This is a genomic window from Bacillus sp. FSL M7-1345 (assembly GCF_038006985.1).
In the GTDB taxonomy this organism is placed as follows: Bacteria; Bacillota; Bacilli; order Bacillales; family Bacillaceae_G; genus Bacillus_A; species Bacillus_A cereus_U.
In genome coordinates this window covers 358234-372632 of record NZ_JBBOWG010000001.1, presented here as the reverse complement: position 1 = coordinate 372632, position 14399 = coordinate 358234, and the positions used below count along the sequence as shown (strand labels likewise).

The window sequence follows — 14399 nt, the reverse complement described above, 5'->3', positions numbered from 1 at the left end:
CCCCTTATTTCGCACTATGCATTGACTGTTTTTTTAACGTTTCTACAAAACTGCTACCTGTTTTATATTGATTCGCTTGTAAAATAAACTTCTTCGCTACTTGAAGACAAATTCGCTCCGCTCTAGCACGCGCCGCGTCATTCTCAATACAAATAATATCCTTTACCTTCGCTAGACCAACAATACGACGAATTAACTCAAGACCCGTCACTGCAGCTGTATCCTCTAATACAGATTGTAAATAAACTCGGTTAAAGCCTTCTTCCTTCGCCATAATCTCTGTCACATGAATATCCCAAGCATCTAAAAACTTCTTCTTAAATAAATCAATTACATCTATCATGGTAGATTCTATCCAGTTCATATATGTATCTTTCTCAATACCAGATTGCATCACTGCATCTGCATTCACCCATGCAAACATTAAATTTGCCATTATATTTCCAACGTCATATCCCATAGGTCCATAAAAAGCAAATTCAGGATCAATAACCTTTGTAGAATCACTTTTTACAAAAACAGAACCAGTATGTAAATCACCATGAAGTAGCGCTTGTGCATTCGTCATAAACGAAAACTTAAGTTTTGCTACTTCCATACGAAGTTCTTTATCACTATAAATATGCTCTCTAATCCATCCTTCATTTAATTGAAACAATTCGTTGCGTTTATTATGATTTGTGAATGGCTCTGAATATACGAGGTCCTCTGTAATCTCACATAACTCAGGATTTATATAATTCTTCACGAGTTCCTTCTTTTCTTTATGATTCATTACAACATCTGATGTTAATAGAAGAGTGTTTACCATAAAAGTAGTTAAATCCTCAGCAAGCTTCGGAAACATTTGATGATTTATGAGTGCTGTGCGCAATATTGTGTGATCTGATAAATCTTCCATCACGCAACAATTCATCACACTATCGAACAAATATACATTTGGCACGAGTCCAGGTGCTAACTCTCCTTCTAATCGCAAAACATCTGATTCTATACGAATTCGATTCGTCGACAACTTAAACTCATCTGAAATACGCGCTGTATCCCCAGCTTGCTTTACAATGACAGAAATGTTCTTCTGTTCATCCCAAACGCGGAACACATAATTTAAATTACCATCACCTATTTCTTTACACTTTAGCCCCTTTGCATGTTCGAACTTAGGTAATTTCTCTTGCACATATGCAATCACATCTTTAGCTTCCATTAAAAAATACTTCGTGAACTTAGACATGGTTTCCCCTCCACACTAAATGTAAACGTTTTCTAAAAGCCGTAAAAAATAATAGACTGAAATTTTTTCAATCTATACTATATCTTCTCTATTGCAATACATATCTCGCTTTTATTATATCTTGTTAGAAATGAGCGTCAATGTTTCTATTTCTCATTGCAATATACTTCTTATTATATATATTTAAGATGACAATAATTGTTCACAAAGATTCCGATACATTTTGTTTTATTTATTGCACAATTCTTTGTAAAATAGAAGTAAGCAGTTCCTTTTCAAATCCACAACTTCTAAGAAATATTTCCTTCCTAAGAATTTATACTTACACCATGTCTCTAACATACACACTACTCTTTCAAACACTCATTGAAAATTTATGACTTAAAAATTACCTTTTAATTCCCTAACAACCTTAATTGAGAATAAATATTAATTAAATTGGTATAAAGTTGGTTTATTCTCTTGACAAAATAACCACTTCTATATGATAATTAATATCGAATTAGAATTATTATAGTTAATTAAAAAATATATTTTATGAGCAAACTAATTTCCGATGCTCAAAACCAACCTTTAGGAGGAATTTTAATATGTTATTAATCGGCACAGAAGTAAAACCGTTTAAAGCTAATGCTTACCATAATGGAGAATTTATTCAAGTTACTGACGAAAGTTTAAAAGGAAAATGGAGTGTAGTTTGTTTCTACCCAGCTGACTTCACATTCGTTTGCCCAACTGAACTTGAAGACTTACAAAACCAATATGCAACTCTAAAAGACTTAGGTGTTGAAGTATACTCTGTATCTACAGACACTCACTTCACTCACAAAGCTTGGCATGATAGCTCAGAAACTATTGGCAAAATCGAATACATTATGATTGGTGACCCAACTCGCACAATCACTAGCAACTTCAACGTTTTAATTGAAGAAGAAGGTCTTGCTGCTCGTGGTACATTCATCATCGATCCAGACGGCGTTATCCAATCTATGGAAATCAATGCTGACGGTATCGGTCGTGACGCAAGCATTCTTGTTAACAAAATTAAAGCAGCTCAATACGTACGTAACAACCCAGGTGAAGTTTGTCCAGCTAAATGGCAAGAGGGTTCTGCAACACTTAAACCAAGCCTTGACCTTGTAGGCAAAATCTAAGGAGTTCGATCAAAATGATACTAGATGCAGATATAAAAACACAACTATCCCAATACCTTCAGTTAATGGAGAACGATATTTTACTTAAAGTAAGCGCAGGAGAAGGCAACGTATCTAAAGATATGTTAGCTCTAGTAGATGAATTAGCTACTATGTCATCTAAGATTACAGTAGAAAAAGTTGAACTAGAGAGAACACCAAGCTTTAGCGTAAATCGCCCTGGCGAAGACACTGGTGTCGTATTCGCTGGTATTCCATTAGGACACGAATTTACTTCATTAGTGTTAGCTTTACTACAAGTTAGTGGACGTGCTCCAAAAGTTGAACAAAAATTAATCGATCAAATCAAAAACATTCAAGGCGAATATCATTTTGAATCTTATATCAGCCTAAGTTGTCATAACTGTCCTGATGTTGTACAAGCTCTTAACGTAATGAGCGTTCTAAACTCTGGTATTACACATACTATGATTGATGGCGCTGCATTTAAAGAGGAAGTAGAAAGCAAAGACATCATGGCAGTACCAACTGTTTACCTAAACGGCGAATCTTTCGGAAGTGGTCGTATGACACTTGAAGAAATTTTAGCTAAAATGGGTAACGGTCCAGATGCATCAGAGCTTTCTGATAAAGATCCATACGATGTTCTTGTTGTTGGTGGCGGCCCAGCTGGTGCAAGTGCAGCAATTTATGCAGCACGTAAAGGCATCCGCACTGGTATCGTTGCTGAGCGCTTCGGTGGTCAAGTAATGGATACTATGGGTATTGAGAACTTCATCAGCGTAAAACGCACTGAAGGTCCTAAGCTAGTAGCAAGCCTTGAAGAGCACGTAAAAGAATACGACATCGATGTAATGAATCTACAACGTGCGAAACGTTTAGAGAAAAAAGAACTTATTGAAGTGGAACTTGAAAACGGCGCTATTCTGAAAAGTAAGAGCGTAATCGTTTCAACAGGTGCTCGCTGGCGTAATGTTGGCGTACCGGGTGAAGCTGAGTTCAAAAACAAAGGTGTAGCATACTGCCCACACTGTGACGGTCCATTATTCATCGGAAAAGATGTAGCGGTTATCGGCGGTGGTAACTCTGGTATTGAAGCAGCTATCGACTTAGCAGGTATTGTTAAGCACGTAACTGTTCTTGAATTCATGCCAGAATTAAAAGCTGATGCTGTATTACAAGAACGTCTTAACAGCTTACCAAACGTAACTGTTCTGAAAAACGTTCAAACGAAAGAAATCACTGGTACTGACAAAGTAAACGGTATTTCTTACATCGATCGTGAAACTGAAGAAGTACACCATGTTGAATTACAAGGTGTATTCGTTCAAATCGGTCTTGTGCCAAACACAGACTGGTTAGGTGAAACAGTTGAACGCGTTCGCGGTGAAATCGTAACAGACAAGCACGGCGCTACAAACGTACCAGGAGTGTTTGGTGCAGGTGACTGTACAAATAATCCGTACAAACAAATCATCATCTCTATGGGTTCAGGTGCAAATGCAGCTTTAGGTGCATTTGATTACTTAATCCGTAACTAATTATATAGACGTGAGTTTTACAAAAGCAGGTGCCAAGGCACCTGCTTTTTTTATAATCCTAATGTATAAACTAAAAATCTCTCATTCCCATTCTTATCATAAGCACCCGGTAATCTAACTTCTCTCTTCAATTCAAAAGCAGTCTGATTCTCCAAGAAGAAAATATAATCTTCAGAAGGGTAGTATAAAATAATATCCACTTTCCTCTCTATTTCCTCTACCGAAAGCAAAATGTTATTTACTACATTCATAAACACTTGGACAGAAAATGGATTGAAGAAATAAAACCGGTTATCACGTGGATCAATCTCATATTCCTGTGCTAAACAACATTCAAATTGAATTTTATCTTTACTGTTTCTTACCTTCCTTGCATAACGCTCACGGTTTTCCATTGCTTCTTTATAAAACGCTTCATTCATTTCAATTCCAACCGCTGATGCATCGCACTTATGATGCATGTAAAAATTCAATCTCCCTTTTCCACACCCAAAGTCTACAATTCGATCGCTACTTTTTATTTCATATTGATTCAATAACTCATCCAACCCGCTATACGGTGTCGGTTCATAACGGTGATAGTGCATAGATTTATTAAACCCTTTTTGCTCACCAACGGTTTTTATATTTAATACAGCATCGTAATATTGTTCGTTCATTTTTTTCTCCTATTAACAAATGGTACTTATTATTATACACCATGTACTAGAGGAGAATTTTTCATCAAATTAATTGGTACGTGAAATTATATCGCCGCAAAATCGAATATATCGACTTAACGACAAATTCCTACAAAAAACAGGAGCTTTCTAGCCCCTGTCTTCCAGCACTTTCAATACAGTCTGTTTCAATATTTCTACTCCATCCATTATACAGCTATGATCAAACTTCATATACGGATGGTGTAATCCAGGTTGTAAGTTCGCCCCTAGTCCAAGCATGACAGCTTTTAAATGCGGTCTCTTCACTGTGTAGTAATGGAAATCATCGCTTCCTGTCGTATACAGTGGTCCAGCACATCCCTCTTCCCCGTATACTTCAAGAATACCTTTTCGCACGAAACGCTCAGCTTCTTCTGACACTTCAGCTCCTGGTGCGAGATCAATCCACTCATAAGAAAGTTTAGATCCCATTGATTCAGCTGACTGAATTACTTGCTCTATTTTTCGCTTCAATTCATCTAGTAATATGTTATTTTCTGCTCTTACATCTAAACTAAAATGCCCGTTACCTGGAATAATATTTAGATTATCACCACCAGCTTGGCATCTCGTCATCTTAACAGAATACGACGTCTGCGGCGGTAGCCATATATTTTTCAATCCAATATTAATCATCGAGATGACATCAATTGCATTTATACCTTGATGTGGGCGTGCCCCGTGTGCATCATCTCCATGAATCGTCCCTTCTAAAAATCCTGCTGCTCCGTGACGAATAGATGGTGCAGCTTGTTTCAAAGGCAGTTCTTCAATTGGTCTTAAATGAACACCAAACAAGAAATCAGCATCATCCACGGCGCCCTTCTCTACCATCTTTAAAGAACCATTCCCTTTTTCCTCTGCCGGCTGAAAAATAAATCTAACAGTACCGCCATCCCATCTCATATTTTTCAATTGTAAAATAAGGCCCATCACAATCGTCATATGAGCATCGTGGCCGCATGAGTGATTCGCTTTAAATTCTCCGTCTACTTCTTGCCATAGTGCATCCATATCAGCACGAATCGCGATAACTGGATTCCCTCTTCCGATTTCAGCAATCACGCCAGGGCAATCATCAAATATTTTATATGAAATTCCTTCTTCTTTTAGAAAGTTAGTAATATAAGCTGTCGTTTCATATTCCTTCCAGCTTACTTCAGGGTTTTCATGTAAATGCTGAAAAATTTCAGTTAAACGCTCTTGTAGTTCTAATGTTTTCAAAGCTTCATTCTCCTTCCCCTAATTACAAACCATTCAGATTAATTATACTTATGAAAAACAGATGTTTTTATGAACATATTGAATTTTAAGAAAAAAGTCAATTATTTATTTTTTAATACCGTTAATACCCGATTTCAACTCACCTTATAAAGATATCCATACAAATAGAACATTCGATATTTTCTGTTTTTATATTGACGCTTACATCTATTTTTAGTTATTATAACTTAATAACGTCTATTTTGCGACAATTCTAAAAATACAAACATACATAATGAGGAGGCAGTTTATGAAAAGAGAAATACCTTTTAGCATAGCAATAATCCCTATTATCATTACAGTTGCAGTTATGATGGTTACAATTGTTGTATTAGAACAAAGCCCTCACGTCCCACTTATTATCGGTACAACCGTTGCTTCTATCGTCGCTTGGCGATACGGTTACAAATGGAATGACATTGAAGAATCGATGTATAAAGGAATTCGCCTTGCATTACCCGCTATCGTTATCATTATTCTTGTAGGTTTAACGATCGGTGCTTGGATTGGCGGCGGAATCGTCGCAACTATGATTTATTACGGCTTAAAACTTTTAACTCCATCACTATTTTTAGTTTCAATTACAATTATTTGTTCTATCGTTGCATTAGCTATCGGTAGCTCTTGGTCTACAATGGGAACAATTGGTGTTGCAGGAATGGGAATTGGCCTAAGTATGGGAATCCCAGCTCCAATGGTTGCTGGCGCTATAATTTCCGGTTCTTATTTCGGCGATAAAATGTCACCGCTTTCAGACACGACAAACTTAGCCGCAGGATTAACAAATACAGATTTATTCACACATATTCGTCATATGTTATTTACTACAATTCCAGGCTTAATTATTACTCTTATCGTCTATGCTTTATTAGGAAGAAGCTTCGGTGATAACAATATTGATGCAAAAAGCATCGATCAAACGTTACAAGTATTGCAACAAAACTTTGTTATCTCGCCTTTCCTATTAATCATACCCGTAGTCGTTATGGTATTGGTCGCTAAAAAAGTACCAGCTATACCAGCTATTCTCGTAGGTATTATTTTAGGATTTTTATCACAAGTCTTTATTCAAGGTGGTTCTGTCTCAGCATCTGTCGGTGCACTCCAAACTGGATTTGTCATAGACACTGGAAACAAGCTAGTAGACGAACTATTTAACCGCGGTGGCTTAGATTCGATGATGAATACAGTTTCTATGACAATTGTCGCTATGACTTTCGGAGGAGTACTAGAACATACTGGCATTCTTCGCTCAATTGTAAATCAAATTTTAAAATTAGCGACATCATCAAAAGGACTTATCGCTTCTACTATCGCATCTTGCTTTGCAACGAATCTTACTTGCTCTGAACAATATATTTCGATTGTTGTTCCTTCAAGAATGTATGCAAATGCGTACACAGAAAAAGGACTACATTCTAAAAACTTATCCAGAGCATTAGAAGATGGTGGAACATTAACTTCTGTTTTCGTACCTTGGAATACATGTGGTGTATTTATACTCGCAACACTTGGAGTAGGCGCATTCGAATATGCTCCTTATGCTATATTGAATTTCATCGTACCTATTATTTCAATCATTTATGGTATAACTGGCTTCACAATTACGAAGCTATCGGATATTGAAAAAGCAGACCTATTGAAAAAACAAAAAGCGCAACTAGAAGCTTAAAATTTTTGAAACGAATACAATGGTAAATTCAGCTCATATATTGCACGAGGGCGCCCTTGTTGATAGGGCATTTCCTCGCCGCAAATATTGGCATACCTGTAATCAACTAATTTCTTTAACAGCCTTTCCGTCGATCGCCGAGTCACTTGTAAGTATTCAGAAAGATCGGCCGCTGTAAATTTCAATGATGGACGCGACTGACTAAATTGAATAATTTTTGACAGGTTTGCAGGACTAAGCTTCGTTTCCTTCGCTATTTTCATTAATTCAGGATTATCGTTTTTTAAACTTTGTACTCTCTGTTCTTTCGGGAACGGACCAAATAATTCTTTATCACTTGTTAGTATATAAAAGCGGCGCTCTATCGGATTATTTTTTGCGAAACCTTGAGCGATTTTTGCATTTTGTTCCGCTTCATTTACTGTTTTTCCGTAACCAAATCCAATAGATACCACTCCTTCTATATTCGTAAATAAACGATCTATCGCATTTGTTTTTGTACTCGATTCGATATCACCACGAGTTGTATACAAAATAAAAGTCATTTCATCAACTTGTTTAAATGAACCACGTAATTCTTTTGAAATTACATTTAATTGTTCAAACGATCTTTCTTGTAACTCTATAAAGGATATAATACAAGCACCAACAGTAGCTGAATGGCTTTTTGCTAACTCAGCTTTTATTTTTGCATCTTTTAACCCATGTATAATTGATTGCGTCGGATCTATCATACGCTCTGAAGGAATACCTATTTTTTGAAGTTCGTCGTAGACAGCGTGAATACTAGTTAAAGCTAAATCAATCTCTCCAGATTGATATTTAGCTAAATGAAAATCAATGATTCTCTTAATTTCATCATTACTCCATAGCATATTTTCATAATCCATCACTTGCGGCGTTTCTTTCAGACCGATATCATGGAACACATTTGTAATAAACGAACGATCTACTAAATCAATTGAAATTTTATGAGGTTGAATACTTTGATGATATATTATAGAAAGGAGTGAAGATGCGACAGTTGTCTCGTCTTGCTGTAAGTACGTACTTGGAATTCGCAATTGTTCTCTTATTTCTTTTGCCATATAATAAGGTAGGGCACCTGAGAAAAAGATAACATCACAAGGTTTTAAACGTTTTAATATTTCAGAAGATTCTGCCGGGTGAAGGTAAATATATGGATCAATCTCTATCTCTTCTAGTTTATGAGCAATAGGTAAAAGATTCTCCATAAACTCTTTTGAACCGACAACTGCAATTTTTATCATCATTTTCTCTAACTCCTTATCATTAATTAACGACTATTTAACGTCAACTATATCAAATGTACAAAACCATTGTAAACAGGAAGGGGTCTTTATTCAATGAAAATTACAGCTATTCACCTTTACGCAATTCGTTTACCGCTTCGCGATCCGTTTGTTATTAGTTATGGTTCTTATTCTGATATGCCTTCTATTATCGTCAAAATGGAAACAGATGAAGGTATTATCGGTTACGGCGAAGGCGTTGCCGATGATCACGTTACAGGTGAATCATGGGAAAGTACTTTCCATGTTTTAAAACATACACTAGCTCCTGCTCTTATCGGACAAAACCCAATGAATATCGAGAAAATACACGATATGATGGACAATACAATTTACGGTATTCCTACTGCGAAAGCTGCGATTGATATCGCTTGTTTTGATATACTGGGTAAAAAATTAAATCAACCTGTATATCAATTAATTGGCGGACGCTACCATGAAGAATTTCCTGTCACTCACGTCTTAAGTATTGCAGGTCCCGAAAATATGGCTGAAGAAGCTGCCTCTATGATTAAGAAAGGTTACCAATCTTTCAAAATGAAAGTCGGCACGAATGTACAAGAAGATGTAAAACGAATTGAAGCTGTACGTGAACGTGTAGGAAATGATATCGCGATTCGCGTTGATGTAAACCAAGGCTGGAAAAATAGCGCAAACACATTAACAGCACTTCGTTCATTAGGACATTTAAACATCGACTGGATTGAACAGCCTGTTGTCGCGGACGATATTGACGCAATGGCTCACATTCGTTCTAAAACAGACCTTCCGCTTATGATTGATGAAGGATTAAAAAGCTCTCGTGAAATGCGCCAAATTATTAAATTAGACGCAGCTGATAAAGTGAATATAAAACTAATGAAATGCGGCGGCATATATCCAGCTGTAAAACTCGCTCATCAAGCTGAAATGGCCGGCATTGAATGCCAAGTTGGATCCATGGTCGAATCATCAGTCGCCTCTTCCGCAGGATTCCATGTCGCTTTCTCAAAAAAAATCATTACTAGCGTCGAGCTGACAGGACCATTGAAATTCACGAAAGACATTGGAAACTTACATTACGACGTACCATTTATTCGCTTAAACGAAAAGCCGGGACTCGGCATTGAAATAAATGAAGATACACTACAAGAACTAACCGTCTTTCAAGACATTGTACGCTAAAGGAGGACTAACACATGACGATTCTTTACGAAGGAAAATTAAAACAAAACAACGATCCATTTCACGTTACAGTACTATCTTTAGAACATATCGAACAAATTTTATCATTACAAAACGTTGTAGTTGAAGCGCTAGAAGATAAAGGTCGTTTACAACCACTCTCGCTAGAAGAATTTCAATACATTCTAGAAGAAAACGGAATGATGATCGGTGCCTTTATACAAAACGAGCTCATCGCATTTCGAGCCCTACTAGTCCCTCCTATCGACGATGAACATTTAGGACTTGATATTGGCCTACCAGAAAGCGAGCTACACCGCGTCATCTATCAAGAAATCTCAAACGTTCATCCAAACTGCCGAGGAAATGGGATGCAAAAAATATTAGCCACAATCATCATGGATGAATTACAAAAAGAAGAAAGCAAATACGATTACGTTTGCTGCACCGTTGCACCTTTTAACATTCCTAGTTTAAAAGATAAGTTCGCGCAAGGAATGGAAATTGCTGCATTGAAGGAGAAGTATGGCGGGAGCATGCGGTATGTTTTTGTGAAGGAATTGCGTAAGGATACAGAAAGAGATTGGACGGATGTTAAAGATATTCCGATGAGTGATGTTAGTGAAAAGCAAGCGTTACTTTCGGAGGGGTATCGTGGATATGAGATGGAGAAAATAGATGGGAATTTCGTTGTGAAGTTTGGACGATAATTCCTACACCCGTAAAAGGAGATGTCCACTGTGACATCTCCTTTTACTTTCTCCTCATTCAATAATTACCTGGTAAATGAGATTATATGAGCGATTTTTTGAATATATTGACCGCAACTCCAAATATATCAGCGATTTTTGAAATATATCGACCGCAACTCCAAATATATCAGCGATTTTTGAAATATATCGACCGCAACTCCAAATATATCAGCGATTTTTGAAATATATCGACTTACCGACAAATATTTACAATAATCGCAACCTATATAAAGCGCATTACTAAACCGTCATCTTCCAACTCGATAACGCTAACCAGTTTTCCATTTCCTTATAATCAGGCATTATCTTCCCAACAAGACGCCAAAAAGATCGATCATGATTTAAATGAACCATATGACACATTTCATGAACAACTACATAGTCAATTACCCTCTGTGGTGCCATCGCTAGCTTCCAATTGAATGTTAGTTGTAGATTTGAATCACAAGTTCCCCACGTACGACTACTATCTGTAATACGAATAGAACGCGGTTTTGTTTTGAAATTATTTTGATGTGCTTTAATACTTTTCTCCACTAATGCTTTGCACTGCTTATAGTAAAATCGTTTTAAAGCTTGTTGTATTTTCTCATCCTTAAGCTCTTTCACATAAATATGTAGCTTCTCACCTTCAAAAACTGCATTGTCTTGTTCAATGCTCGCATCTTGAGAAATCTGTATCGGATACGTATTCCCTAAATACAGAAAACCTTCTCCTTGATCATAACCCTTTTCCTGTGGTCCAAGCGCCCGCTCCTGCATTTCCTTACGTGTTGCCTGAATCCAATCCCATTTCTCCTCTAACAATTGGACTAAGTATTCAACAGGCGTTCCTTTCGGGGCTTGCACCTCAACATTTCCGTAAGAATCTACATAAAGACGCACCGACTTTTTCTTCTTATAAGTTATATGAAAATTAATTGTCTCACCTAAATATGTATGTACCATTTCATCACCTAACGTATTCGTTCATAATTATTTTTACAAATAAAAAAGAGCAGGATACAAACATCCTACTCTACCTATTATATCATTTACTGCTTTATCATAAATGTTACAATGCTTATTTCTTATCCTCTATAGCTTACAGCTAATCCCTTTAAGAAATTCCTTGCGTATCTATCACCGCACTCTTTGTAATTCTTATGGCCTTCTTTTCTTAGTAGAGCGCTTAATTCCCCTTTTGTTACGATGACTCCTACGTCTTCTAATATATCAAGCATATCTTCACTTGTTAATGATAGTGCTATCTTCAATTTTTTTAGAACGAGATTATTAACACTTCCATTACTCTTTAAAGACATCGCTTGTCTATCCGATTGCCCTGGTTTTGGATCTTGTTTTCCTCTTTTAAAAGTAATAAAACCATTCAAAAATGACTCTAACATAACATTATTGCATTTTATTTCGTAATCATATTCAACTACATCAATATCATCAACTTCATCATAGTAACTGTTTTTTAATTTTGTCAGCATCTTTCGCACTTCTTCTTTTGTTACTTCAACGCCACCAAGTTTAAATATCTCCACCATATCTGTATCTTTTATATCCAGAGCATATCTTACTCGAATTAATATATCATTATTACTTATAGCCATTGTTTGTCCTCCTGAAATGTTGATTATTTATACAACAGTTAAAGTTTATCCTCTAACATGCTTTAAACTATCCTGTTTAATATAACCTTTTAGTTAATGTCCGCTAAATTAATACTTTAACATTTTAGAGGTGTGTTTTGTAGTCTTATCCGGATTAATGCTTGTGAAGGTTATATCAAAACACCACTAATACTGTAAGTCTGGAGAAAGATTGAAATGATTTTTCGATTCATTTTTGTCTCTTTCCACCACAGTATTGACTGAAAGAAAAAGCAGTACTTTGATTTCTCAAAAACACTGCTCGTTTTCTGCTCTCAGCTTATTTTATGAAAGACGGCTTTCCCGCAAATCTATCAGTGATAATATATGAGTTGTATGACTACGCTCTTGTGATACTTCTTGCTGTTAGTTACCTTCTTTTAAACTCAATCAAGTCACACAATCCACATGTGTCGACTACTGGTCACTGCTTCAATCGACAAAAAAGGGGTAGCACAATGGTAGTGGATAATAACACCCTTATTTTCCTGCAACTCAATTTTATGAATAAACTTATGAAGTAACTCCGGCGTTATATCATTTATATTTATAAGCTTGTAAAATTGCTTCATGTTCTTGAAGCAACTTATGCAGGGTTTCCTTCATTAATTTTACACTAGTAGTCCTTTTATCCCTGCTCTCCCGGTGGCTCTGGAAGCCCGTCCCAATGCTTTTAATGATCACAAGTTTGATTAAAAAGAAAGGGATTGTTTATCTATAATTCCACTATCTTCCCGCAATTGAATTTTCTTTTTTCCGTTCTTAAAAATTATAGATTCTACACCCTAGAAAGAAACATTTATCTAAGTGTAAATTTTAGTGGTATAAAAACATTTATAAAAATAGTAAAATTTATATAAAGCAAAGAACCAGGAGGACATATTTGCTACAGGTCTTCTATTTATTTTGCACCTCGATGTTCACCTTGAAGAAGATTAATTGTAGTCAATATTTTCATTAGCTAGATTTAGTAAATCGGTCACTTTATTATAAAATCATCTTGCCGCTCTGGAAGGTTATTCAGTATCCTTACACTAAATGCAAGTACCGCCTGTCGTGTTCATTTTACCTATAATGACATAAAAAACTCTTTATTCTACATGAAATGGGGATTAATGATGAGAAAAGCAATTCAAAATTGGAGAGATGGCTTCATTGCAGATGACACATTAGAGTCACAGTTTTATAAAACGCTGAACAAATCAACATTTACAGCAGCGAAAGCATTAGTAGAAAGATATGGTTATGAAAAACTTAAAGAAACATCATTCAAAAGGTTTCGTGCCGATTTAAAAAAACAAATTATTGCTGAAGCACATTCTATAGGTTATGAAGAGGCGAACAGTGAATTGTACAGTCGTGTAGTAGATCGGCAAACATATTCGATTTTTGGAGCAGTGGCTTTTATATTGGCCAAGATAGAAATAGAGATGGAAATAGAGGTGAAAAATAAAATGAACTCTCTATCAAATCGCTTTCCTACACATTTTAGACCAGGAGACCGTGTTAATTTGCAATTCTTAGATTCATCACAACAATCAAATGATTATGTGCCCTTATTAGATCTGGGAGTGTCTTATAAAAGGAGAGGACTCTACGAACAAGCTAAAGAACAATATATCAAAGCAATTAAGGTAAATCCAAAACATTTTCAGGCATACTATAATCTAGGAAAAGTACTATATATTCTTGGTGAATATAAGCCTGCAGTTAATTCGTATAAAACAGCATTGGAACTAGGTTATGATAGAATTGGTGATGTTATGCGTCATATTGGGCATGCCTTAATAGATAAAAAAGCATCTAAAGCAGAAGAGCATATTGTCATGAACTATCTTCAATCCATTGATCCATTTAACAAACTGGCTCATAAAAAACCAACCAATAAGGAAATAAATGATTATGATGCACAATGTGCGTTAGTTGCAAAACAATATATCAAATCATCATTAGCAGAGGAATAAC

12 protein-coding genes are annotated in these 14399 nt (G+C 36.0%); 6 read left to right on the top strand and 6 right to left on the bottom strand.

What is annotated here, in order from left to right:
* Positions 1 to 4 precede the first annotated feature (4 nt).
* Positions 5 to 1234: an S-methyl-5-thioribose kinase gene (gene mtnK, locus MHB76_RS01960; protein WP_002159463.1), complete on the bottom strand. Its 1230-nt coding sequence runs from the start codon at positions 1232 to 1234 to the stop codon at positions 5 to 7.
* 590 nt (positions 1235 to 1824) lie between these two features.
* Between mtnK and ahpC the strand changes: the two genes are divergently transcribed.
* Both ahpC and ahpF read left to right on the top strand, forming a co-directional pair.
* Complete coding sequence (gene ahpC / locus MHB76_RS01955) at positions 1825 to 2388, top strand: alkyl hydroperoxide reductase subunit C (protein WP_002115711.1); 564 nt, start codon at positions 1825 to 1827, stop codon at positions 2386 to 2388.
* A gap of 14 nt (positions 2389 to 2402) precedes the next feature.
* Positions 2403 to 3929 (top strand): alkyl hydroperoxide reductase subunit F, encoded by a 1527-nt coding sequence (gene ahpF / locus MHB76_RS01950; protein ID WP_078173536.1) that lies wholly within the window; start codon positions 2403 to 2405, stop codon positions 3927 to 3929.
* Between the two features lie 50 nt (positions 3930 to 3979).
* On the opposite strand, the gene MHB76_RS01945 is transcribed toward ahpF, so the two are convergent.
* Complete coding sequence (locus tag MHB76_RS01945; protein WP_002159465.1) at positions 3980 to 4588, bottom strand: SAM-dependent methyltransferase; 609 nt, start codon at positions 4586 to 4588, stop codon at positions 3980 to 3982.
* Between the two features lie 150 nt (positions 4589 to 4738).
* Complete coding sequence (locus MHB76_RS01940; RefSeq protein WP_340985539.1) at positions 4739 to 5854, bottom strand: M20 peptidase aminoacylase family protein; 1116 nt, start codon at positions 5852 to 5854, stop codon at positions 4739 to 4741.
* 289 nt (positions 5855 to 6143) lie between these two features.
* Between MHB76_RS01940 and nhaC the strand changes: the two genes are divergently transcribed.
* Positions 6144 to 7565, top strand: a complete 1422-nt coding sequence (nhaC, locus tag MHB76_RS01935; RefSeq protein ID WP_340985538.1) for a Na+/H+ antiporter NhaC — start codon at positions 6144 to 6146, stop codon at positions 7563 to 7565.
* On the opposite strand, the gene MHB76_RS01930 is transcribed toward nhaC, so the two are convergent.
* Complete coding sequence (locus MHB76_RS01930) at positions 7562 to 8839, bottom strand: transcriptional regulator (RefSeq protein WP_078173539.1); 1278 nt, start codon at positions 8837 to 8839, stop codon at positions 7562 to 7564. The two genes, nhaC and MHB76_RS01930, sit on opposite strands and share 4 nt — an antisense overlap.
* Positions 8840 to 8932: 93 nt before the next feature.
* Here MHB76_RS01930 and MHB76_RS01925 point away from each other — a divergent pair, with 93 nt between their 5' ends.
* Together MHB76_RS01925 and MHB76_RS01920 are read left to right on the top strand one after the other, a co-directional pair.
* Positions 8933 to 10042, top strand: coding sequence for a mandelate racemase/muconate lactonizing enzyme family protein (locus MHB76_RS01925; RefSeq protein ID WP_078173540.1), 1110 nt, complete (start codon positions 8933 to 8935; stop codon positions 10040 to 10042).
* Between the two features lie 14 nt (positions 10043 to 10056).
* Positions 10057 to 10752, top strand: coding sequence for an N-acetyltransferase (locus MHB76_RS01920; protein ID WP_078173541.1), 696 nt, complete (start codon positions 10057 to 10059; stop codon positions 10750 to 10752).
* Between the two features lie 282 nt (positions 10753 to 11034).
* Here MHB76_RS01920 and MHB76_RS01915 read toward each other — a convergent pair whose 3' ends face one another.
* Together MHB76_RS01915 and MHB76_RS01910 are read right to left on the bottom strand one after the other, a co-directional pair.
* Positions 11035 to 11742: a M48 family metallopeptidase gene (locus MHB76_RS01915; RefSeq protein ID WP_078173542.1), complete on the bottom strand. Its 708-nt coding sequence runs from the start codon at positions 11740 to 11742 to the stop codon at positions 11035 to 11037.
* Positions 11743 to 11864: 122 nt separating this feature from the next.
* Positions 11865 to 12395, bottom strand: coding sequence for a YehS family protein (locus MHB76_RS01910; protein WP_002010158.1), 531 nt, complete (start codon positions 12393 to 12395; stop codon positions 11865 to 11867).
* A gap of 1154 nt (positions 12396 to 13549) precedes the next feature.
* Here MHB76_RS01910 and MHB76_RS01905 point away from each other — a divergent pair.
* Positions 13550 to 14398 (top strand): tetratricopeptide repeat protein, encoded by an 849-nt coding sequence (locus tag MHB76_RS01905; RefSeq protein ID WP_340985537.1) that lies wholly within the window; start codon positions 13550 to 13552, stop codon positions 14396 to 14398.
* The last annotated feature ends 1 nt before the right edge of the window (position 14399 follow it).

What these genes read in the sequence shown, in the direction of transcription:
- mtnK (WP_002159463.1), bottom strand. Translation starts at nt 1,234, where the DNA reads ATGTCTAAGTTCACGAAGTATTTTTTAATGGAAGCTAAAGATGTGATT.
- ahpC (WP_002115711.1), top strand. Translation starts at nt 1,825, where the DNA reads ATGTTATTAATCGGCACAGAAGTAAAACCGTTTAAAGCTAATGCTTAC.
- ahpF (WP_078173536.1), top strand. Translation starts at nt 2,403, where the DNA reads ATGATACTAGATGCAGATATAAAAACACAACTATCCCAATACCTTCAG.
- MHB76_RS01945 (WP_002159465.1), bottom strand. Translation starts at nt 4,588, where the DNA reads ATGAACGAACAATATTACGATGCTGTATTAAATATAAAAACCGTTGGT.
- nhaC (WP_340985538.1), top strand. Translation starts at nt 6,144, where the DNA reads ATGAAAAGAGAAATACCTTTTAGCATAGCAATAATCCCTATTATCATT.
- MHB76_RS01930 (WP_078173539.1), bottom strand. Translation starts at nt 8,839, where the DNA reads ATGATGATAAAAATTGCAGTTGTCGGTTCAAAAGAGTTTATGGAGAAT.
- MHB76_RS01925 (WP_078173540.1), top strand. Translation starts at nt 8,933, where the DNA reads ATGAAAATTACAGCTATTCACCTTTACGCAATTCGTTTACCGCTTCGC.
- MHB76_RS01920 (WP_078173541.1), top strand. Translation starts at nt 10,057, where the DNA reads ATGACGATTCTTTACGAAGGAAAATTAAAACAAAACAACGATCCATTT.
- MHB76_RS01915 (WP_078173542.1), bottom strand. Translation starts at nt 11,742, where the DNA reads ATGGTACATACATATTTAGGTGAGACAATTAATTTTCATATAACTTAT.
- MHB76_RS01910 (WP_002010158.1), bottom strand. Translation starts at nt 12,395, where the DNA reads ATGGCTATAAGTAATAATGATATATTAATTCGAGTAAGATATGCTCTG.
- MHB76_RS01905 (WP_340985537.1), top strand. Translation starts at nt 13,550, where the DNA reads ATGATGAGAAAAGCAATTCAAAATTGGAGAGATGGCTTCATTGCAGAT.